The 20,813-nt window shown below is 32.3% G+C and carries 21 protein-coding genes and 4 tRNA genes; 23 read left to right on the top strand and 2 right to left on the bottom strand.

The features are described 5' to 3' along the window. Positions 1 to 3: 3 nt before the first annotated feature. A tRNA-Thr gene (locus B9N70_RS03380) sits at positions 4 to 79 on the bottom strand. Positions 80 to 112: 33 nt separating this feature from the next. Next, positions 113 to 856 (bottom strand): 23S rRNA (guanosine(2251)-2'-O)-methyltransferase RlmB, encoded by a 744-nt coding sequence (gene rlmB, locus B9N70_RS03375; RefSeq protein WP_085114394.1) that lies wholly within the window; start codon positions 854 to 856, stop codon positions 113 to 115. Between the two features lie 132 nt (positions 857 to 988). On the opposite strand from rlmB, the gene B9N70_RS03370 reads away from it, so the two are divergent. The 23 genes from B9N70_RS03370 to rpsC all read left to right on the top strand — a co-directional run bounded on the left by B9N70_RS03370 (position 989) and on the right by rpsC (position 20,813). Next, positions 989 to 1,074 (top strand) — tRNA-Tyr (locus tag B9N70_RS03370). Between the two features lie 46 nt (positions 1,075 to 1,120). Beyond that, positions 1,121 to 1,194, top strand: a tRNA-Gly gene (locus B9N70_RS03365). Positions 1,195 to 1,237: 43 nt separating this feature from the next. Then, positions 1,238 to 2,428: an elongation factor Tu gene (gene tuf / locus B9N70_RS03360; protein WP_085114392.1), complete on the top strand. Its 1,191-nt coding sequence runs from the start codon at positions 1,238 to 1,240 to the stop codon at positions 2,426 to 2,428. Between the two features lie 9 nt (positions 2,429 to 2,437). Then, positions 2,438 to 2,513 (top strand) — tRNA-Trp (locus B9N70_RS03355). A gap of 16 nt (positions 2,514 to 2,529) precedes the next feature. Further along, a complete protein-coding gene (gene secE / locus B9N70_RS03350) occupies positions 2,530 to 2,721 on the top strand; it encodes a preprotein translocase subunit SecE (RefSeq protein ID WP_085114391.1) in 192 nt (63 codons plus the stop codon). Next, entirely contained in the window at positions 2,721 to 3,251 is a 531-nt protein-coding gene (gene nusG / locus B9N70_RS03345; RefSeq protein WP_085114390.1) for a transcription termination/antitermination protein NusG, read from the top strand. The genes secE and nusG overlap by 1 nt, the downstream gene beginning before the upstream one ends. Next, positions 3,251 to 3,682, top strand: a complete 432-nt coding sequence (gene rplK / locus B9N70_RS03340) for a 50S ribosomal protein L11 (protein WP_085114389.1) — start codon at positions 3,251 to 3,253, stop codon at positions 3,680 to 3,682. Before nusG ends, rplK begins: the two co-directional genes overlap by 1 nt. Continuing rightward, positions 3,682 to 4,371: a 50S ribosomal protein L1 gene (gene rplA / locus B9N70_RS03335; RefSeq protein ID WP_085114388.1), complete on the top strand. Its 690-nt coding sequence runs from the start codon at positions 3,682 to 3,684 to the stop codon at positions 4,369 to 4,371. Before rplK ends, rplA begins: the two co-directional genes overlap by 1 nt. A 7-nt stretch (positions 4,372 to 4,378) precedes the next feature. After that, positions 4,379 to 4,897 carry a 50S ribosomal protein L10 gene (gene rplJ / locus B9N70_RS03330; RefSeq protein ID WP_085114387.1) on the top strand — a complete coding sequence of 173 codons (519 nt, stop codon included), beginning with the start codon at positions 4,379 to 4,381 and terminating at the stop codon, positions 4,895 to 4,897. A 5-nt stretch (positions 4,898 to 4,902) separates the two neighbouring features. Beyond that, the gene (gene rplL / locus B9N70_RS03325) at positions 4,903 to 5,268 is read left to right on the top strand and encodes a 50S ribosomal protein L7/L12 (protein ID WP_085114386.1); all 366 of its coding nucleotides are present in this window, start codon (positions 4,903 to 4,905) and stop codon (positions 5,266 to 5,268) included. Positions 5,269 to 5,323: 55 nt separating this feature from the next. After that, positions 5,324 to 9,409, top strand: coding sequence for a DNA-directed RNA polymerase subunit beta (rpoB, locus tag B9N70_RS03320; RefSeq protein WP_085114385.1), 4,086 nt, complete (start codon positions 5,324 to 5,326; stop codon positions 9,407 to 9,409). A 2-nt stretch (positions 9,410 to 9,411) separates the two neighbouring features. Beyond that, positions 9,412 to 13,575 carry a DNA-directed RNA polymerase subunit beta' gene (gene rpoC / locus B9N70_RS03315; RefSeq protein WP_085114384.1) on the top strand — a complete coding sequence of 1,388 codons (4,164 nt, stop codon included), beginning with the start codon at positions 9,412 to 9,414 and terminating at the stop codon, positions 13,573 to 13,575. Between the two features lie 166 nt (positions 13,576 to 13,741). Beyond that, complete coding sequence (rpsL, locus tag B9N70_RS03310; protein WP_085114383.1) at positions 13,742 to 14,113, top strand: 30S ribosomal protein S12; 372 nt, start codon at positions 13,742 to 13,744, stop codon at positions 14,111 to 14,113. Between the two features lie 3 nt (positions 14,114 to 14,116). After that, positions 14,117 to 14,587: a 30S ribosomal protein S7 gene (rpsG, locus tag B9N70_RS03305; RefSeq protein ID WP_085114382.1), complete on the top strand. Its 471-nt coding sequence runs from the start codon at positions 14,117 to 14,119 to the stop codon at positions 14,585 to 14,587. 6 nt (positions 14,588 to 14,593) lie between these two features. Next, positions 14,594 to 16,672 (top strand): elongation factor G, encoded by a 2,079-nt coding sequence (gene fusA, locus B9N70_RS03300; RefSeq protein ID WP_085114381.1) that lies wholly within the window; start codon positions 14,594 to 14,596, stop codon positions 16,670 to 16,672. Between the two features lie 2 nt (positions 16,673 to 16,674). Continuing rightward, entirely contained in the window at positions 16,675 to 16,983 is a 309-nt protein-coding gene (gene rpsJ, locus B9N70_RS03295) for a 30S ribosomal protein S10 (RefSeq protein ID WP_075501282.1), read from the top strand. 2 nt (positions 16,984 to 16,985) lie between these two features. Then, entirely contained in the window at positions 16,986 to 17,696 is a 711-nt protein-coding gene (gene rplC / locus B9N70_RS03290) for a 50S ribosomal protein L3 (protein ID WP_085114380.1), read from the top strand. After that, on the top strand, positions 17,696 to 18,319 hold the full coding sequence (gene rplD, locus B9N70_RS03285) for a 50S ribosomal protein L4 (RefSeq protein WP_085114379.1): 624 nt from the start codon (positions 17,696 to 17,698) through the stop codon (positions 18,317 to 18,319). Before rplC ends, rplD begins: the two co-directional genes overlap by 1 nt. After that, entirely contained in the window at positions 18,319 to 18,612 is a 294-nt protein-coding gene (rplW, locus tag B9N70_RS03280) for a 50S ribosomal protein L23 (RefSeq protein WP_085114378.1), read from the top strand. Before rplD ends, rplW begins: the two co-directional genes overlap by 1 nt. A gap of 4 nt (positions 18,613 to 18,616) precedes the next feature. Beyond that, complete coding sequence (gene rplB, locus B9N70_RS03275) at positions 18,617 to 19,450, top strand: 50S ribosomal protein L2 (protein WP_085114377.1); 834 nt, start codon at positions 18,617 to 18,619, stop codon at positions 19,448 to 19,450. 3 nt (positions 19,451 to 19,453) lie between these two features. Continuing rightward, positions 19,454 to 19,747, top strand: a complete 294-nt coding sequence (rpsS, locus tag B9N70_RS03270) for a 30S ribosomal protein S19 (RefSeq protein ID WP_085114376.1) — start codon at positions 19,454 to 19,456, stop codon at positions 19,745 to 19,747. A 3-nt stretch (positions 19,748 to 19,750) separates the two neighbouring features. Further along, on the top strand, positions 19,751 to 20,149 hold the full coding sequence (gene rplV, locus B9N70_RS03265) for a 50S ribosomal protein L22 (RefSeq protein WP_085114375.1): 399 nt from the start codon (positions 19,751 to 19,753) through the stop codon (positions 20,147 to 20,149). After that, positions 20,133 to 20,813 carry a 30S ribosomal protein S3 gene (rpsC, locus tag B9N70_RS03260; RefSeq protein WP_085114374.1) on the top strand — a complete coding sequence of 227 codons (681 nt, stop codon included), beginning with the start codon at positions 20,133 to 20,135 and terminating at the stop codon, positions 20,811 to 20,813. The genes rplV and rpsC overlap by 17 nt, the downstream gene beginning before the upstream one ends.

Here is a 20,813-nt window from a genome sequence, read left to right as displayed (position 1 = left end):
AAGTGGTGCCCCCGCACGGATTCGAACCGCGGACCTATTGATTACAAATCAATTGCTCTACCAGCTGAGCTACAAGGGCTTAGGTGATAATTATTAACTATTTTGAATTTAATCAACTATTTTTTTTTAAATAACTCAAATGATGAAAAACAATGGCAGCACTATTTGATATATTTAAGCTTTCAATTTTTTTATTAATATCAATCTTTACTAAGAAATCTGCATATTTAGATGTGTGCTCATGCATTCCCGCTCCTTCAGAACCAAATAAAAGAATATTATTACCTTTCCATTCAACATCAGTGAAAACTTTATCTCCTTTTCCATCAAAACCATAAACCCAAAAATTTTTATCTTTTAAATTTTTTAAAGTAGAATTGATATTAGATACTTCAAATATATTAATGTATTCCATAGCACCACTTGCAGCTTTGTACATTAGTTTGCTTTCATCAGGAAAGTGCCTCTCTTTAATAATTATTCCATCAATATCAAACGAAGCAGCACTTCGAATTAATGAACCAATATTTCTAGGATCTGTTACTCCATCTAAACAAACAAAAGTAATATTCTTTTGCTCTTTGATAAAATCTTTCAAGATGAGTTTTTCTAAATGTTCTATCTCAGCAACGTATCCTTGATGAAGCAAATTTTCTTTTGTTGAATATTTGTCTAATTCTTTTTTTGTTTTAAAATAAACTTTGACATCCTCTAAAAGATTTTTTTTTGGACTTTTTCTATGAATATTTTTTTTACTCTCCTCTGTTAAAAATACCCTTAAAACTTTTCTTTTTGGGTTTTTAAGAGCCTCAATAACCGCATGCTGCCCTACAATAAAAAATGACGATTTATTCATAAATTTTGATAACTTTTACACGCTTTTTACTATATTTTCTTAATAATTCTCGTATTGCATTTGCACAAATAAAATATATAAAACGCGTGTTGTTTGAAGCTTTATTGAACAAGGGGACACTTCCCCAAATAAGGAGGGGTTCCAGAGCGGTCAAATGGGGCGGGCTGTAAACCCGTTGACTTCGGTCTTCGAAAGTTCGAATCTTTCCCCCTCCACCATTCAATAATTCTTCAGGTGATACTGGAGTGTTACTCTTGGGGTTGTGCGGGTGTAGTTCAATGGTAGAACGCTAGCCTTCCAAGCTGGATGTAAGGGTTCGATTCCCTTTACCCGCTCCAAGAAAAAATTATAAATAAAAAATAAAACTGAGGTAATAAAGTAATGTCAAAAGAAAAATTTGTAAGAAATAAACCGCATTGTAACATTGGTACAATTGGTCATGTCGACCACGGTAAAACAACTCTAACAGCAGCGATCACTAAAGTTTTAGCTGAAGCAAGCGGTGGAAAATCAGTTGCTTACGATGAAATTGATAAAGCTCCAGAGGAAAAAGAAAGAGGAATTACAATTTCAACTGCTCACGTTGAGTACGAAACAGAAAAAAGACATTACGCTCACGTAGATTGTCCTGGTCACGCTGACTATGTAAAAAATATGATCACGGGTGCAGCTCAAATGGATGGCGCAATTCTTGTTGTTAACGCTGCAGACGGTCCTATGCCTCAAACTAGAGAACACATTCTTTTAGCAAGACAAGTTGGTGTTCCAGCAATCGTTGTTTACTTAAATAAAGTAGACCAAGTTGATGATAAAGAAATGATTGAACTTGTAGAGGAAGAAATTAAAGAATTATTAACCTCATATAAATTCCCTGGAGACAAAACTCCAATTGCAAAAGGTTCAGCACTTGCTGCAGTAGAGGGGAGAGATGATGAAATTGGAAAAAATTCAATTTTAGAATTAATGAAAAATGTTGATGAACATATTCCACAACCGGACAGACCAAAAGATAAAGATTTCTTGATGCCAGTAGAGGACGTGTTCTCTATTTCAGGTAGAGGAACTGTTGCAACAGGAAGAGTAGAATCTGGTGTACTTAAAACTGGTGATGAAATTGAAATCGTTGGTATTAAAGAGACTAAAAAATCAGTTTGTACTGGAGTTGAAATGTTTAGAAAACTATTAGACTCAGGTGAAGCTGGTGATAACGTAGGTGTTCTACTTAGAGGTATAGAAAGAACTGATATTGAAAGAGGACAAGTTCTTTGTAAGCCTGGTTCAATAACACCACATACTAAATTTGAAGCTCAAGCGTATGTGCTTAAAAAAGAAGAGGGTGGAAGACACACTCCATTCTTTACTAAGTATAGACCTCAATTTTATTTCAGAACAACTGACGTAACAGGAGAAGTAGAGTTACCAGCTGGAACTGAAATGGTTATGCCTGGTGATGACGCTAAATTTACAGTTAAACTTATTACTCCAATTGCGATGGCAGAAAAATTAAACTTTGCAATTAGAGAAGGTGGAAGAACTGTAGGAGCTGGAGTAGTAACTAAAATTATAGAGTAAGCTCTATATAGGAGTGTAGCTCAATTGGTAGAGCGCCGGTCTCCAAAACCGGAGGCTGAGGGTTCGAGTCCCTCCGCTCCTGCCAAATGAGTTGATTAATTATGAAAAACCCTATTAAATTTATTCAAGAAGTTAAACAAGAGGCTTTTAAAGTCACTTGGCCAACTGGAAAAGAGACACTGCAAGGTGCGTTAATGGTATTTGCCATGGCTGTTGTAATGTCTTTATTTTTCTTACTTCTTGATCAAGTTTTAAAATTTTTCTTAGAATTATTATTGAAGGTAAGTATTTAATGAAAAATTGGTACATTGTTCAATCACACTCAAGTTTTGAGAATAAAGTTGCTGGATTAATAAGAGAAGAGGCAGAAAAAGCAAAAATCTCAGACAAATTTGAGGAAATAGTTGTTCCAACGCATGATGTAACTGAGGTGAAACGTGGAAAAAGAACACAAAGAAAAAAAAAGTATTTTCCTGGTTATGTTTTGATTAAAAGTGAAATGGATAACAGCATTTACCACATGATTAAGAATATAAAGAGAGTAAGCGGATTTTTAGGGACCAAGGGCATACCTGTGCCAGTATCTGATAAGGAAATTGAGAAGATTTTAGGTCAAATAAAAGATGGTGTGGCTCAGCCAAAATCTGGTATAGAGTACAGCGTTGGTGAAAAAGTTCAGGTAGTTGACGGGCCTTTTGCATCTTTCAGCGGTTTAGTTGAAGAAATAGATGAAGAAAAGTCTAGACTTAAGGTTTCAGTTTCTATATTTGGACGTCCAACACCAGTTGAATTAGAATATAATCAAGTGGAGAAAACAAGTTAATGGCTGCAAAAAAAGAAATTAGTGGATTTATAAAATTACAGATTAATGGTGGTCAAGCTAATCCAGCCCCGCCTGTTGGTCCTGCTTTAGGTCAACGTGGTGTTAACATCATGGAATTTTGTAAAGCATTTAATGATAAAACCAAATCAATGGCTGGTAAACCTGTTCCAGTTGAAATTACAGTTTACAAAGATAAGAAATTTGATTTTAAAATTAAATCACCTCCTGCATCTTTTTTTATTAAAGAGGCTGCAAAATTAAAAGGTGGATCAAAAGAACCTGGTAGAAGTATCGTTGCTTCAATAACAAGAAAACAAGTAGAAGAAATTGCAAATCAAAAAATGAAAGATTTAAATGCACTTGATTTAGATCAAGCTGTAAAAATTATTTCTGGTTCTGCAAGATCAATGGGAATAGAGGTTAAAGAGTAATGCCATCAAAAAGATTTAAAAAACTTCCAGAAAAAACATCAGATTTACCATCTGAAGTAATTGAAAAATTAATTCCAGAAGTTAAAAAAAATTGCACAACTAAATTTGATGAATCAATTGATTTGAGTTTTCAAATTAATAATAAACAAAAAAAGAGCGAAGTTAATATAAGAACAGTAGTTAATTTACCAGGTGGAACTGGAAAAAAAGTTAAAGTTGCTGTTGTTTGTGAAGATGCAAAAGCTTCTGAAGCAAAAGATGCGGGAGCTGATATTGTTGGAGGTGATGAGTTTATCGAAAAGATTAAATCTGGTGAAATGAACTTTGAAAAACTAATTTGTACTCCGGCTATGATGATAAAATTATCTAAACTTGGAAAAGTACTTGGTCCAAAAGGATTGATGCCAAATCCAAAACTTGGTTCTGTGACTGAAGATTTAAAAACAGCAATAAGTGATGCAAAATCTGGGCAAGCAGAAATTAGAAATGATAAAGATGGCAATATTGGAGTGAGTATTGGTAAGAAATCTTTTAGTGATGAACAATTAATTAAAAATTATAATGCTGTTCTCGATGCATTAGATAAAGAAAAATCTAATAATACTTTAAAAGGTGATTTAATTAAAAACACTTTTATTACTTCAACAATGGGTGTTTCTTATAAATTAAAACTAGGAAAAGCGATTTAAACTCATGATGAATAAAGAACAAAAAAAAGCTTACATTGCTGATATGACTAATCAGTTTGAGAACAGTAAAGCTGTAATGGTTACTCATTATCAAGGTTTAACTATGCCTCAATTAGATGAACTAAGATCTAAGATGAGAGAGCATGGAATTATTTTTAAAATCACAAAAAATAGAATTACCAAACTCGCATTGGAGAAGACAAAGTGTAAAGATCTATCTAATCTTTTTACTGGACCAACAGCTGTTGCATTTGGTGAGGACGCTATAATGTCAGCAAGGATTTTATCTAAATTTGCTAAAGAAAATGAAAATCTTAAACTTATTGGTGGAATTATGGACGATGAAGTTTTAGATCAGGCTGGAGTTCAAAATGTAGCAAATTTACCTACTTTGGATGAAGCTAGAGCAAATATTGTTGGTATTTTAAACGCCCCAGCCTCAAAATTAGTGAGTATTTTGCTTGCACGTTCAGAAAAAATGAGTAGTTTGTCCCCAGAAAATTCAGAAACGCAACCTAAAGAGTAGATACTATGCCAGACCTAAATAAAATTATTGAAGACCTTTCAAGTTTGACTGTAGCTGAAGCTGCAGAACTTTCAAAGCAGTTAGAAGAAAAATGGGGTGTAACTCCAATGGCAGCAGCAGCTCCAGCAGCAGTAGCTGGTGGTGAGGCAGCAGCTGATAAAGATGACTTTACAATTATGCTTGTTTCAGCAGGTGATAAAAAAATTAATGTTATTAAAGAAGTAAGAGCAGCAACTTCTCTTGGTCTAAAAGAAGCTAAAGATTTAGTTGAAGGTGCACCTAAAGAAGTTAAATCTGGTGTTCCAAAAAAAGAAGCAGAAGAAATCAAAGCTAAACTAGAAGCTGCTGGCGCAAAAGTAGAATTAAAATAAACAATTAGAAAGAATTCACAAACTGATTAAATTTTTTAATCAGTTTAAAATATAAATGCAAATATCTTTTACTGAAAAGAAGAATATTCGAAAAAACTTTGGTAAACTTAAAGAAAGTTTATCTATCCCAAATCTAATTGAAGTACAAAAAAATTCTTATGATGAATTAACGGATTTTATTGCAGATGCAGAAATCACAAAAGGTTTTGATAGAGTTTTTAAAAGTATCTTTCCAATCGAAGATTTAAATGACAAAGCAACATTAGAATACGTATCTTATAGACTTGAGAAACCAAAATTTGATGTTGAGGAATGCATTGCTAGAGGTCTAACTTATTCCTCTGCTTTAAAGTGTACTTTAAGATTAGTTGTTTACGAAATAGATCAAGAAAATAATACTAAAGATATTTTATCAGCAAAAGAACAAGAAGTTTACATGGGTGAAGTACCAATGATGACTAATAGTGGTACATTCATAACAAACGGTGTTCAAAGAGTTGTAGTAAATCAAATGCATAGAAGTCCAGGTGTGTTTTTTGATCACGACAAAGGTAAAACTCATGCAAGTGGTAAACTTTTATTTAATTGCAGAGTAATTCCAAATAGAGGTTCTTGGTTAGATTTTGAATATGATGTTAAAGATTTTTTATATTTTAAAATTGATAGAAAGAAAAAAATATTAGCCTCAACATTATTAATGGCTCTAGGTTTTTCTAAATCAGAGATAGTAAATGAATTTTATGATAAAGAGCAATTTACCTTTGATTCAAAAACTCAAAAATGGAAAACAAAATTTAATCCTGAAAATTACAAAGCAAAAAATTTCTCTGAGGAAGTTATTGATGCAAAAACAGGTAATGTAGTAATCAAGTTAGGTGAAAAAATTAATTATCTAAATGCGAAAAAATTAGCTAATGATGGTCTAAAAGATATTTTGGTTTCGAGAGAGTCCTTATATGGAAAATTTTTACACAAAGATATTAAAGTAAGCGATGAAGAAGAGGGGACTTTTAAAATTGGTACAGAGTTAAACGATACTATTATTCAACAGATATTAGACGCAAATATCCATTCTCTGGATATTTCTGTAACTAACTCGATTAATAAAGGTCCTTATCTATTAACAACTCTATTAAATGATAAAAATAATACAAAAGATGAGGCAATCACCGAAATTTATAAGATGTTAAGACCTGGTGAACCACCTACAATAGAAATTGCCACACAGATATTTAATAATTTATTTTTCAGCTCTGATAGATACGATCTTTCAGATGTGGGTAGGGTTAAAATGAACTCTAGGTTAAATCAAGAATGTTCAGACAAGATAACAATTTTAAGAAATGATGATATAATTGCAATAGTTCACAAAATGCTAGATCTAAGAGATGGCAAAGATGATGTTGATGATATTGACCACTTAGGTAACAGAAGAGTTAGATCTGTAGGAGAATTGGTTGAAAATCAAGCAAGAATAGGTGTTTACAGAATGGAAAGAGCCATTAAAGAAAAAATGACTACTCTAGACGTTGAGTCAGCTATGCCTCAAGATTTGATTAATGCAAAACCTTTAACAGTTTCTTTGAAAGATTTTTTTGCTAGTTCTCAATTATCACAATTCATGGATCAAACAAATCCATTATCAGAAATAACACACAAAAGAAGAGTATCAGCATTAGGTCCAGGTGGTCTTACAAGAGAAAGAGCAGGCTTTGAAGTTCGAGACGTGCATCCAACACATTATGGAAGAATTTGCCCGATTGAAACTCCTGAAGGACCAAATATTGGATTGATTAATAGTTTATCAACTTATGCAAAAATAAATAAATATGGGTTTATAGAAAGTCCATACAAGAGAGTTAAGGATGGAGTTGTGCAAGATAAAGTTGAATATTTATCTGCAATGGAAGAAACTAAATATACCATTGCTCAAGCTAATACAAAAATAGATAAAAATGGTAAAATTATAGAAGAACTTGTGTCATGTAGGCAAAATTTAAACTTCTTGTTATCTAAACCAGAAACAATTGACTATATCGATGTATCACCTAAGCAGCTAGTTTCTGTTGCGGCTTCATTAATTCCATTTTTAGAAAATGATGATGCTAACAGAGCTCTGATGGGCTCTAATATGATGAGACAAGCAGTACCATTATTAAAACCCGAGTCCCCATTGGTAGGCACAGGAATTGAAAGCGATGTAGCCTTAGACTCTGGTGTAACAATTGTTGCTAAAAGAGATGGTGTGGTTGATAAAATTGATGGTAAGAGGATTGTAGTAAAAGTTACTGAAGAAACTGATTTTACAAAATCAAGTGTAGATATTTACAATCTCCAAAAATTTAAAAGATCAAATCAAAATACATGCATAAACCAAAGACCACTAGTTAGAGTAGGCGATAAAGTTAAATCAGGCGATATAATCGCTGATGGACCATCTACTAGATTAGGTGAATTAGCCTTAGGTAAAAATGTAACTGTAGCATTCATGCCATGGCAAGGATACAATTTTGAGGACTCAATTTTGATTTCTGAAAGATGTGTAACCGACGATGTCTTTACCTCAGTTCATATTGTTGAATATGAAATAATGGCGAGAGATACAAAATTAGGCGAAGAAGAAATAACAAGAGATATTCCAAATGTTAATGAAGAAGCTTTAAAAAATTTAGATGAGTCAGGAATTGTTTATATTGGAGCTGAGGTAAATGCTGGAGATATACTAGTTGGAAAAGTGACACCAAAAGGTGATTCGGCATCTGGCCCTGAAGAAAAACTATTAAGATCAATTTTTGGTGAAAAAGCTATAGATGTGACTGATACATCTTTGAGAATGTCTAGAGGTAGTAGTGGTACAGTTGTTGATGTTAAAGTTTTCAATAGACATGGAATTGAAAAAGATGAAAGATCAATTACTATTGAAAGAGCTGAAATTGATCAAGTTCAACAAGATAAAATTGTTGAAGAAGAAATATTAGAGAGAAGTATAAAGCAGAGAGCAGCACAAATATTTTCAGGCGCATCTTTAACTAAAAAAATTAAAGATCTAGAAACAGGTACAAAACTTGATTTTGAAAATATTGATAAACTAAGCATTAATGATGTATTTAAAATTACAGTTGGTAATGTGAATGATGAAGCGACTCTAGCTCAATTAAAAGATCAGTATAATAAAGCAAAACAGGATATTACTGAAAGATTTGAAGATAAAGTTTTAAAAATTAGAAGTGGTGATGATTTATTACCAAGTGTAATGAAAATGGTTAAAGTTTTTGTTGCAATTAAAAGAAGATTGAGACCTGGCGATAAGATGTCTGGAAGACATGGTAATAAAGGGGTGGTCAGTAAAATTGTTCCAGTTGAAGATATGCCATACAGAGAAGATGGAAGACCAGTTGATATTGTTCTTAATCCACTTGGTGTACCTAGCCGTATGAATGTCGGTCAGATTCTTGAAACTCATCTAGGTTGGGCATGTAAAGAATTTGGTGAAGAAGTTAAGAAATTAGTTAATGAAAATAGTAAAAGAATTGAAAAAACTGAAAAAATATCAAAATTTCTTAAATCTGTTTATGGAGAAGAAATTTTTAATGAAAAAGTTGATAAATTAAACAAAACAGAATTTAGAGATTTATGTGAAAATCTTCAAAATGGTATTGCTATTTCAACTCCAGTTTTTGATGGAGCTAAAGAAAAAGATGTTACCGAAATGCTTGAGTTAGCTAAGTTGCCAGGCTCAGGTCAAACTCATTTATGGGATGGCAGAACAGGCGAACAATTTGATAGACCTGTGACTGTAGGTATAATTTATATGCTTAAACTTCATCACCTAGTAGAAGACAAGATTCACGCTAGATCAACTGGACCTTATAGTTTGGTTACGCAACAGCCACTAGGTGGAAAAGCTCAATTAGGTGGACAAAGATTTGGTGAGATGGAAGTCTGGGCTTTAGAAGCTTATGGAGCCTCTTATACTTTGCAAGAAATTTTAACTGTCAAATCAGATGACGTAGCTGGACGTGTTAAAGTTTATGAAACAATTGTTAAAGGTGAAGAAAACTTTGAATCTGGAATACCAGAATCATTCAACGTTCTAGTAAAAGAAATTAAATCATTAGCATTAAACGTGGAGCTTAATTAATTATGAAAAAAGAATTAACAGATCTTTTTAAAAATACCGAAATTTCAGAGGCTCAAAACTTTAATAGTATTAAGATTTCTTTAGCTAGTCCTGAGAAAATAAAATCATGGACTTATGGTGAAATTAAAAAACCCGAGACTATAAATTACAGAACATTTAGACCTGAAAAAGATGGTTTGTTTTGTGCTAGAATTTTTGGCCCTATAAAAGACTATGAATGTTTGTGTGGAAAATACAAACGAATGAAATTTAGAGGAATTATATGTGAAAAATGTGGAGTTGAAGTAACAAAATCTAATGTGAGAAGAGAAAGAATGGGTCACATTAATCTTGCTACGCCAGTTGCACATATTTGGTTTTTAAAATCTCTTCCAAGCAGAATAGCTCTCGCTGTTGATATGAAATTAAAAGAGATTGAGAGAGTTTTATACTTTGAAAATTTCATTGTTATTGAGCCAGGCTTAACAGGCTTACAAAAAAACCAACTTTTAAATGAAGAAGAATTAGCTAAATACCAAGACGAATTTGGTGAAGAAGCATTTACTGCTGGAATTGGTGCGGAAGCTGTTCTTGAAATGTTAAAAAATCTAGACCTTGAGCTAGAGAGAAAAAATTTAGTTAGCTATATTAAAGAGACCAAATCTAAAGTTAACGAAGAAAGAGCAATAAAAAGACTAAAATTAATTGAGTCATTTATTGAAACAGGTCAGAAACCAGAATGGATGATCATGACAGTTGTCCCTGTTATTCCACCAGAGTTAAGACCATTAGTACCTTTAGATGGTGGTAGATTTGCTACATCAGATTTAAACGATCTATATAGAAGAGTAATAAATAGAAATAATCGTTTGAAAAGATTAATGGACCTAAAGGCTCCTGATATAATCGTTAGAAATGAAAAAAGAATGCTTCAAGAGTCTGTAGATGCACTATTTGATAATGGAAGACGTGGAAGAGTTATTACAGGAACAGGAAAACGACCATTAAAATCTTTAGCAGAAATGTTAAAAGGTAAGCAAGGAAGATTTAGACAAAATTTACTTGGAAAACGAGTTGATTACTCTGGTAGATCAGTAATTGTAGTTGGTCCAGACTTAAAATTACATGAGTGTGGTCTTCCTAAGAAAATGGCTTTAGAGCTATTCAAACCATTTCTTTATGCAAGATTAAATAAACTAGGGTTAGCATCTACTATAAAACAAGCTAAGAAATTAGTAGAGAAAGAAACTAATGCTGTTTGGGATGCATTAGAATTAATTGTTAGAGAGCACCCTGTATTATTAAATAGAGCTCCAACTTTACACAGACTTGGTGTTCAAGCATTTGAACCAAAATTAATTGAAGGGGATGCTATAGAACTACATCCTTTAACTTGCGCTGCATTTAATGCTGACTTTGATGGTGACCAAATGGCAGTACATGTACCATTAAGTTTAGAAGCTCAATTAGAGGCTAGAATTTTGATGCTTTCAACAAATAATATTCTCTCTCCATCAAATGGAAAACCTATCATTGTACCAAGTCAAGATATGATTTTAGGTATTTACTATTTATCTCAAGAGCCTTTAACTGACAAACCAGCTGGTTACTTTGTAGATGCTGATCAAATTGAATTTGCTTTGTCTTCAGGACAAATAAAAGTTCATAGTACTATAATTTCAAGATTTGAAACTGTTGATGAAAATGGAAATAAAAAATTTGAAAAATATACGTCAACAGCTGGAAGATTTTTACTAGCAAACTTATTACCAAAAAACAAAGATATTAAATTTTCTTTAGTTGATAGATTACTTCCTAAGAAAACAGTTTCTGAAATTATAGATATTGTATTTAGATTTTGTGGTCAAAAAACTACCGTCATATTTTGTGACAAATTAAAAGACTTAGGTTTTAAACACGCATTTAAAGCTGGAATTTCATTTGGTAAAGATGATTTAGTAATACCAGAGAGTAAAACTCAACTAATTGAAGATACTAAGAAATTAATTGCAGATTATGAGACTCAGTATGCGGAAGGTTTAATTACTAGAGGTGAAAAGTACAATAAAGTTGTTGATGCTTGGTCTAAATGTACTGACAGAGTTGCTGGAGAAATGATGAAAGGTATTTCTGCTACCGAAAAAACTTCTGAAGGGCTAAAAATTAATTCTGTATTTATGATGGCTGATAGTGGAGCAAGAGGTTCTGCTGCTCAGATGAAACAGTTAGCTGGAATGAGAGGACTAATTGCAAAACCATCTGGAGAAATTATTGAAAGTCCAATTGTATCTAATTTTAAAGAGGGATTAACTGCTCTTGAATATTTTAATTCTACTCACGGTGCCAGAAAAGGTTTAGCTGATACTGCATTAAAAACTGCTAGTTCTGGGTATCTAACTAGAAGGCTTTGTGATGTTGCGCAAGATTTAACAATTACAAAAGTAAAATGCGACAAGCCTGGATTTATAGAACTTTCTGAAATATTAGAGGGTGGTAATGTAGTTGTTAGTTTATCTGAAAGAGCACTAGGCAGAGTAACTGCTGCAGATGTGAAGCATCCAATAACTGGCGAAGTTATCATTAAAAAATCTGTAATGATTGATGAAGTTGGATGTGATCAAATTGATGCCGCAGGTATTAAAGCATTAAAAGTATTCTCAGTGATGACATGTAGTTCAAAAGAAGGTGTTTGCGCTACTTGTTATGGTAGAGATTTATCAAGAGGAAAGATGGTTCATGTCGGAGAAGCGATTGGAATGATTTCAGCTCAATCAATTGGTGAACCTGGTACACAATTAACGATGAGAACTTTCCACGTTGGTGGAACTGCATCTGTAAAACAAGAATCTCAAATTGTTACTAAAAATGAAGGAACATTAAAAATTATTAACTCTAATATACTAGAAGACTCTAAGAAAAACCTAATAGTTATGGGTAGAAATACTCAATTATCAATTGAAGATAATAATGGCTTACAAGTTGCAATTTATAAAGTTGCATATGGATCAAAATTATTTTTCAAAAATGGTGATAAAGTAAAAGCAAATACAAAAATTTGTGAATGGGATCCGTATACAACACCAGTTATCGCAGAAAAAAGTGGTGTTGCAAGTTATGTTGATTTAATTGATGGTGTTTCAATTCAAGAAACTACTGATGATGCCACAGGAATTTCATCTAAATCAGTTATTGACTGGAGGTCTCAATCAAAAAGTACAGACTTAAAACCTAGAATTACTTTAAGAGACGACAAAGGAAATGTAATTAAAAAAGCTGATGACAATGAAGCAAGGTATTATTTAGTACCAGACTCAATTTTATCAGTTAAAGATGGTCAAAAAGTTTCAGCTGGTGATGTAATTGCTAGACTTCCGAAAGAAACTACAAAAACAAAAGATATTACTGGAGGCTTACCTCGAGTTGCTGAATTATTTGAAGCAAGAAAAGCAAAAGATAGTGCAATAATTGCTGAAAATGATGGACAAGTTGTATTTGGTAAAGAGGTAAGAGGAAAACAAAGAGTTTCAATTGTTCCAGAGGATGGAGCTGAAGCATCTAATTATTTAATACCCAAAGGAAAACATATTAATTTCAACCAAGGTGAAAGAATTAAAAAAGGTGAGTATCTTCTTGATGGTCAACCTCTACCACATGATATTTTAAGAATTATGGGAATTAAAGATTTAACTGAGTATTTTGTTAATCAAGTTCAAGAAGTATATAGATTACAAGGTGTTATCATTAATGATAAACATATTGAAACTATATTAAGACAAATGTTAAAGAAAGTTGAAGTTAAGCATTCAGGAGATTCAACTTACTTACCAGGTGAAATCGTTGACAGAATAAAATTTGATACAAATAACGAGAGACTTAAAGCTGAAGGCAAAACACCAGCAGTTGGTGAAAGAGTTTTAATGGGAATAACAAAAGCATCACTTCAGACAGAGTCATTTATATCAGCAGCTTCTTTCCAAGAAACAACTAGAGTGTTGACTGATGCCGCTATCAAAGGAAAAGTTGATCCTTTGAATGGTCTAAAAGAAAATGTGATTGTAGGTAGATTAGTTCCTGCTGGTACAGGTAATATTAAGAACAAATGGAACAAAAAGGCTCTTGAAGATGATAATAAATTTTTATCAGAACAAGATAAGATTGAAGCTACAGAAACCCCCGTTAATCAATAAAAATAGACCAATTAATTTTTAGTTTTAATTTGACAAAGTCAAATTAATAAGTATTTTGGCGATGTTTTTGGTTGGAATGTAGTGTTAGCTTTAGACACTAAACGCTGCCACAAATAACCTGTCAGTTATTTCTCTCAAAAACAATTATTAATAATTTAAAAACTATATGCCAACTATTAACCAGTTATTAAAAAATAAAAGAGTTAAACAAAGTAAAAGAAATAAAGTTCCAGCTCTTCAAAAACAACCTCTTAAAAGAGGTGTATGTGTTAAGGTTTATACTACCACTCCAAAGAAACCTAACTCAGCATTAAGAAAAGTTGCTAGAGTAAGATTATCAAATGGTTTTGAGGTTACAGCATACATTCCTGGTGAAGGTCATAACCTGCAAGAACACTCAGTTGTTTTAATAAGAGGTGGACGAGTAAAGGATTTGCCTGGTGTTCGTTATCATATACTTAGAGGAAATTTAGATACACAAGGTGTAGCCAATAGAAAAAAAAGAAGATCTTTGTACGGAACTAAAAAAGGTAAGTAAGTTATGTCTAGAAAAAAAACTCAGCCAAAAAAAAACATTACTCCTGATCCAAAATTTAAATCTACTATAATCCCAAAATTAATTAATAATATTATGTATGATGGCAAAAGAGGTGTTGCTGCAAAAATTGTTTATGAAGCTATCGATAAGATAAAGACCAAAACTAAAGATGAGCCAATAAATATATTCAATGAAGCAATAAATAATATTAAGCCAACTGTTGAGGTAAGATCTAGAAGAGTTGGTGGAGCTACTTATCAAGTGCCTGTAGAAGTAAAAAGTAAAAGAGCCCAAGCATTAGCGATTAGATGGCTTGTAGATTCTGCTAGAAAAAGAAAAGACAAACATATGTCAGATAAAATTTTTAATGAACTTTATGATGCTTATGAAAAAAAAGGTGCAGCAGTTAAAAAAAGAGAGGATGTCCATAAAATGGCTGAGTCAAACAAAGCGTTTGCTCACTTTAGATGGTAATTTAATATGGCAAGAACACATACATTAGATAAATATAGAAATATCGGTATCATGGCTCATATAGATGCCGGAAAAACAACTACTACAGAAAGAGTTTTGTATTACACTGGTAAAAGTCATAAAATTGGTGAAGTTCATGATGGAGCTGCAACAATGGACTGGATGGAACAAGAACAAGAGAGAGGTATAACAATTACTTCAGCTGCTACGACTTGTTTTTGGCAAGATCATAGAATTAATATCATAGATACTCCGGGTCACGTGGATTTTACTATTGAAGTTGAAAGATCATTAAAAGTTTTAGATGGAGCTGTAGCAGTTTTTGATGGTGTCGCGGGTGTTGAACCTCAATCAGAAACTGTTTGGAGACAAGCTGACAAATATAAAGTTCCAAGAATTTGTTTTGTAAATAAATTAGATAGAACTGGAGCAGATTTCTTTAGATGTGTAGATATGATTAGAGATAGACTTGGAGCCAAACCTTTGGTTCTACAAGTGCCAATTGGAATTGAAGCTTCTTTAACTGGTGTTGTTGATTTAGTTAAAATGAAAGCTCAGGTTTGGAAAAATGAGGCTCTTGGAGCAGAGTGGGAATACAAAGAGATACCTGATGATTTAAAAGAAATTTCTCAAAAATACAGAACAGAACTTGTTGAAATGGCTGTTGAGCAAGATGAAAAACTAATGGAAAGTTATTTAAATGGTGAAGAAATTAAAGAAGAAGATTTAGTAAAATGTATTAGAAAAGGTACTTTAAACTTTAGTTTTGTTCCTGTTTTAACAGGATCAGCTTTTAAAAACAAAGGTGTTCAGCCATTATTGGATGCAGTCATTAATTACCTACCAAGTCCAATCGATATTGGCTCAATTAAAGGAACTAAATTAGGTAGTGAAGATGAATTAGAAATGAAGTTTGAAGATAGTGCCCCTTTTTCAGCTTTGGCGTTTAAAGTTGCTACAGATCCATTTGTTGGCTCTCTTACATTTATAAGAATATATTCAGGGACAATTAAAACTGGTACAGCAGTATTTAATTCCTCAAAAGAAAAAGAGGAAAGGGTTGGAAGAATGCTTTTAATGCATGCAAATTCTAGAGAAGATATCAAAGAGGCAAATGCTGGTGACATTGTAGCTTTAGCAGGATTAAAAAATACAATTACTGGTCATACATTATGTGACAAAGATAATTCAGTTTTACTTGAACCTATGGAGTTTCCGGAACCAGTTATTGAAATTGCTGTAGAGCCTAAAACTAAAGCAGACCAAGAAAAAATGGGTGAAGCTCTAGGTAGGTTAGCTAAAGAAGACCCATCTTTTAGAGTTACTTCTGATGAGGAGTCTGGACAAACAATTATCAAAGGTATGGGTGAACTTCACTTAGATATTATTGTTGATCGAATGAAAAGAGAATTTAAAGTAGAAGCGAATGTTGGCGCTCCTCAAGTTGCCTATAGAGAAACAATTGAAAATGCATCTGAAGTTGAATACACACATAAGAAACAAAGTGGTGGTGCAGGACAGTTTGCAAAAGTTAAATTATTAGTAGAACCACAAGAGCCAGGTAAAGGAAGAGAAGTTGAAAGTAAAATTAAAGGTGGAGCTATTCCAAAAGAGTTTATACCAGGTGTTGAAAAAGGAATTGAGACTGTTTCAGATACTGGAATATTAGCTGGTTTTCCAATGATTGATTATAAAGTCACAATCTTAGATGGTTTACATCACGATGTTGACTCAAGTGTTCTTGCTTTTGAATTAGCGAGCAGATCTTGCTTTAAAGAAGCTTGTACTAAAGGTGGGTTAAAATTATTAGAGCCTGTTATGAGAGTTGAAGTGGTAACACCTGAAGATTATATGGGTGATGTTATCGGAGATTTAAATAGCAGAAGAGGTCAAATAAGCACTCAAGAGCAAAGAGGAAATGCAACTGTAATTACAGCTATGGTTCCGTTAGCCAACATGTTTGGGTATATAAATAATTTAAGATCAATGTCACAAGGTAGAGCGCAATATTCAATGTTTTTTGATCATTATTCAAAGGTGCCTCAAAATGTTCAAGACGAAGTAACTAAAAAGATTGCGGGATAAATATGGAAAAACAAAATATTAGAATAAAACTTAGAGCATATGACAACAAAATCTTAGATGCTTCTACAGAAGAAATTGTAAATACTGTAAAAAGAACAGGTGCTACAATTAAAGGACCAATTCCGCTACCAACTAAAATCGAAAGATATACAGTTCTACGTTCGCCACACATTGATAAAAAAAGCAGAGAACAATTTGAGTCTAGAACACATAAAAGACTAATCGATATAGTTGAGCCAACACCTCAAACAGTTGAGGCTTTAATGAAACTAGATTTAGCTTCTGGTGTGGATGTGGAGATAAAGATTTAGTTATGAATGAAATTGCTTTAATTGGAAAAAAAATTGGGATGACTAGAGAATTTTATAAGACTGGTCAACTTGTACCAGTTACCGTTTTAAAAATGGAAAAGGCAAGAGTAATCCAAGTAATTGAACAAGAAAAAAGAGGTTATAAGGCTGTTCAATTGGGATATGGAAAGATTAAAAGTTCTAAATTAACAAAAGCTATGAAAGGCTATTTTGCAAAAAAGAACACAGAAGCAAAAAAATTACTGAAGGAGTTCAGAGTAGAAAACACTGAAAATTTTAAAGAAGGAAATGAGTTTGGTTTAGAGATCTTTAAAGACACAAAATTTGTCGACACTAGATCAAAAACAATTGGAAAAGGTTTTGCTGGAGCAATGAAAAGACATAATTTTGGTGGATTAAGAGCAACCCATGGTGTCTCTGTTTCACATAGATCACATGGATCAACTGGTCAAAGACAAGATCCAGGAAAAGTTTTTAAAGGAAAAAAAATGGCTGGTCACATGGGTGACAAACTCAGAACTATGCAAAATATTGAAATAATTAAAACTGATTTAGAAAATGAATTATTATATTTAAAAGGATCAATCCCTGGAGCAAAAAATTCAGAAATACTTGTTAAAAGTTCAGTAAAAAATATCAATAAATTGACAATTGATGAAAAAATCAAAGCAGCTGAAGAAGCTAAAAAAACACCTGATAAAAAGAAAAAATAATGAAATTAGATAAACTGAATTTAGATGGAAAAAAAGACTCGATAGAAGTTTTAGATAAAATTTTTTCAGCTAAAATTAATAAAAAATTAGTAAATAGTGTTCTGTATAAGACCAATGCTAATTACAAAGGAAGACATGCTAAAACCAAACAACAAAATGAGGTATCAGGACCAACTTCAAAAATTTATGCTCAGAAAGGAACTGGTGGGGCAAGACATGCAAGTAGAAAAGCTCCAATCTTTGTTGGTGGTGGTATAGCTCATGGACCAAAAGGCGAACTAGCCTATAAAAAAAGAAAATTAAATAAAAGCGAAAAAAAACTAAGTGTAGCTTCATTGATTACTGAAAAAAATAAAAATAAAGATTTATTAATTTTTAGTGACTTTAATAGTGAAATTAAAAAGACTAAAGAAATGCATTCAATAATAAAAAAATTTGAAATTACAAATTCTCTAATTATTCTTGATAAAAATTCTAAAGATAAAATAGAAAAATCAGTAAGAAATATTCCAAATGTAAAAGTAACTGATGTAAATCATTTTAGCACTTTTGATATTGTAAAATTTAAAAAAGTTGTTTTCACAGAAAGTTCAATAAAAGAATTAGAAAAGAGATACTCGTAATGGACAAACTACACTTATACGATAAAATTCTGTCTCCATTAGTAACTGAGAAAACAACAAACTTGTCTGAGCAAAATAAAATTGTATTTAAAGTTCCTGCTACAGCAAACAAGAAAAATTTAAAAACTAATATTGAAAAAATTTTTAAAGTTAATGTGACCAAGATAAATATTATAAATAAACAAAACAGAACAAAATTAACTAGAGGTAAAAAAGTTAAAGTTTCTGGGTTTAAAAAAGCAATAATCACTTTAAAGAAAGGTCAAAGTATTGATCTTACAACTGGAGTTTAATTAAATGGCATTAAAAACTTTTAAACCATACACAAAATCTACAAGAGGTACAATTCTTGTTGATAGAACCGGATTATGGAAGGGTAAACCTTTTAAAACTTTAGTTTCTCCTAAAAATGCGATGAAAGGTAGAAATAATAATGGTCATATTACTTCAATTAATAGAGCTGGTGGTCATAAAAAAATGTACAGACATGTCGATTTTTACAGAAAAAAACTTGATATGCCTGCAACAGTTGAGAGAATTGAGTACGATCCAAACAGATCATGTTACATAATGTTAGTAAAATTCGAGGATAATACACATGCATATTATTTAGCTCCTCAAAAAATTAAAGTGGGAGATGTAATCGAGAATGGAAATAAAAAAGAAATTAAAGTTGGAAATTGTATGCCATTACAAGATATTCCAGTGGGAATAAATATTCACAATGTTGAAATTCAGCCAGGTGGTGGAGGTAAGATTGCAAGATCAGCAGGGACTTCCGTAACTATTAGTGGATTAGACGGTAATTATAGTTTGATCAAACTTGCATCTGGTGAAGTTAGAAAAATTGATTCAAGGTCACTAGCTACGATAGGGGTTTTGAGCAATCCAGATCAAAAAAATATTAAAATAGGTAAAGCAGGAAGATCAAGATGGTTAGGTAGACGACCACATACTAGAGGAGTTGTTAAAAACCCAGTTGATCACCCTCATGGAGGTGGTGAAGGTAAGACCGCAGGTGGACGTCATCCGGTTTCACCAACTGGTCAATCTGCTAAAGGTTTAAAAACAAGAGATAACAAGAGAACAGATAAATTTATTGTCAGAAGAAGAAAGAAGAGAAAGGACTAATTAATGGCTAGAGCAGTTTGGAAAGGACCGTTTGTTGAAGAGAGCTTGATGAAAAAAGTTGATAAATATAAGACGGACCCAAAAAAAATTCCAATTAAAACTTGGTCTAGAAAATCAACTATAATTCCAGATTTTGTTGGAGTTAGTTTTTTGATTTATAATGGTAAAAAATTTATACCGATAACAGTATCTGAAGATATGGTTGGTCATAAATTAGGTGAATTTGCACCAACAAGAACATTCTTTGGTCATACACCAGCTGATAAAAAAGCTAAACCTGCTGAGGCAAAAAAATAGAATATGAGTAAGAAAAAAAAGATTGATAAGAATAAAGAAAAAACTGTTAGGTCTATAAATAATAATATTAGATCTAGTGTAAGAAAGCTAAATCCAATTCTAAAAGGGATCGTTGGAAAAAAGGTTGATGTAGCGATTAGAGATTTACAATTTTCTGAAAAAAGAATTACAAAAGATATAAGAAAGACAATTAGTTCAGCAGTTGCAAATGCAGAGAATAATTTTCAATACGATATTGATAATTTAGTAGTTAAAGAAGCATACTGTGGAAAAAAAATAACTATGAAGAGATTTAGACCAAGAGCAAAAGGAAGAGCGGCTCCAATTCTAAAACCTTATTCAAGTGTAACAATTATTTTATCAGAAGCAAAAAAAATGGAGAGTCATGGGACAAAAGGTTAATCCAGTTGGTTTTAGATTAGGTGTTAACAGAGGCTGGGACTCTGTTTGGTATGCTAAGAAAAAAGATTTTGGTAATTTTTTAATCGAAGATTTTAAGATAAGAGAATATATCAAAAAAAATGTGATTAATTCCGGTGTTTCTAAGGTGATGATAGAAAGAACCTCAAACAAGTGTTATGTGACTATATATACATCTAGACCTGGTTTCGTGATTGGAAAAAAAGGAAGTGATATCGATAAAATAAAAAATAATTTATCAAAATTCACAAAAAATGAAGTTACACTAAATATAAAAGAAGTGAAAAAACCAGAAACTAATGCGTATTTAGTTGCTGAAAATATTGCACAACAGCTCGTAAAAAGAATTTCTTACAGAAGAGCAATGAAAAGAGCAATGCAATCTTGCATAAGGCTTGGAGCAAAAGGAATAAAAGTTTCATGTAGTGGTAGATTGGGTGGAAATGAAATTGCAAGAACAGAATGGTTAAGAGATGGAAGTATACCATCACATACTCTAAGAGCAGATATCGATTATGCAGAAGCAGAAGCTCTAACAACTTATGGTATTATAGGGATAAAAGTTTGGATTTATAAAGGCGAAGTGTTTGCTAAAGAATTCAGTCAAGAAACTAACAAAGTTACACCAAAAGAAGGTAAACAATAA

This window comes from Candidatus Pelagibacter sp. HIMB1321 (genome assembly GCF_900177485.1).
Classification (GTDB): Bacteria; Pseudomonadota; Alphaproteobacteria; order Pelagibacterales; family Pelagibacteraceae; genus Pelagibacter.
This window is presented reverse-complemented; position numbering and strand designations above follow the sequence as displayed.

What these genes read in the sequence shown, in the direction of transcription:
- rpsC (WP_085114374.1), top strand. Translation starts at nt 20,133, where the DNA reads ATGGGACAAAAGGTTAATCCAGTTGGTTTTAGATTAGGTGTTAACAGA.
- rplD (WP_085114379.1), top strand. Translation starts at nt 17,696, where the DNA reads ATGAAATTAGATAAACTGAATTTAGATGGAAAAAAAGACTCGATAGAA.
- tuf (WP_085114392.1), top strand. Translation starts at nt 1,238, where the DNA reads ATGTCAAAAGAAAAATTTGTAAGAAATAAACCGCATTGTAACATTGGT.
- rlmB (WP_085114394.1), bottom strand. Translation starts at nt 856, where the DNA reads ATGAATAAATCGTCATTTTTTATTGTAGGGCAGCATGCGGTTATTGAG.
- rplW (WP_085114378.1), top strand. Translation starts at nt 18,319, where the DNA reads ATGGACAAACTACACTTATACGATAAAATTCTGTCTCCATTAGTAACT.
- rplC (WP_085114380.1), top strand. Translation starts at nt 16,986, where the DNA reads ATGAATGAAATTGCTTTAATTGGAAAAAAAATTGGGATGACTAGAGAA.
- rpsG (WP_085114382.1), top strand. Translation starts at nt 14,117, where the DNA reads ATGTCTAGAAAAAAAACTCAGCCAAAAAAAAACATTACTCCTGATCCA.
- rplA (WP_085114388.1), top strand. Translation starts at nt 3,682, where the DNA reads ATGCCATCAAAAAGATTTAAAAAACTTCCAGAAAAAACATCAGATTTA.
- rplV (WP_085114375.1), top strand. Translation starts at nt 19,751, where the DNA reads ATGAGTAAGAAAAAAAAGATTGATAAGAATAAAGAAAAAACTGTTAGG.
- rpoC (WP_085114384.1), top strand. Translation starts at nt 9,412, where the DNA reads ATGAAAAAAGAATTAACAGATCTTTTTAAAAATACCGAAATTTCAGAG.
- secE (WP_085114391.1), top strand. Translation starts at nt 2,530, where the DNA reads ATGAAAAACCCTATTAAATTTATTCAAGAAGTTAAACAAGAGGCTTTT.
- rpsL (WP_085114383.1), top strand. Translation starts at nt 13,742, where the DNA reads ATGCCAACTATTAACCAGTTATTAAAAAATAAAAGAGTTAAACAAAGT.
- rpsS (WP_085114376.1), top strand. Translation starts at nt 19,454, where the DNA reads ATGGCTAGAGCAGTTTGGAAAGGACCGTTTGTTGAAGAGAGCTTGATG.
- rplB (WP_085114377.1), top strand. Translation starts at nt 18,617, where the DNA reads ATGGCATTAAAAACTTTTAAACCATACACAAAATCTACAAGAGGTACA.
- rpsJ (WP_075501282.1), top strand. Translation starts at nt 16,675, where the DNA reads ATGGAAAAACAAAATATTAGAATAAAACTTAGAGCATATGACAACAAA.
- nusG (WP_085114390.1), top strand. Translation starts at nt 2,721, where the DNA reads ATGAAAAATTGGTACATTGTTCAATCACACTCAAGTTTTGAGAATAAA.
- rpoB (WP_085114385.1), top strand. Translation starts at nt 5,324, where the DNA reads ATGCAAATATCTTTTACTGAAAAGAAGAATATTCGAAAAAACTTTGGT.
- rplL (WP_085114386.1), top strand. Translation starts at nt 4,903, where the DNA reads ATGCCAGACCTAAATAAAATTATTGAAGACCTTTCAAGTTTGACTGTA.
- rplK (WP_085114389.1), top strand. Translation starts at nt 3,251, where the DNA reads ATGGCTGCAAAAAAAGAAATTAGTGGATTTATAAAATTACAGATTAAT.
- rplJ (WP_085114387.1), top strand. Translation starts at nt 4,379, where the DNA reads ATGAATAAAGAACAAAAAAAAGCTTACATTGCTGATATGACTAATCAG.
- fusA (WP_085114381.1), top strand. Translation starts at nt 14,594, where the DNA reads ATGGCAAGAACACATACATTAGATAAATATAGAAATATCGGTATCATG.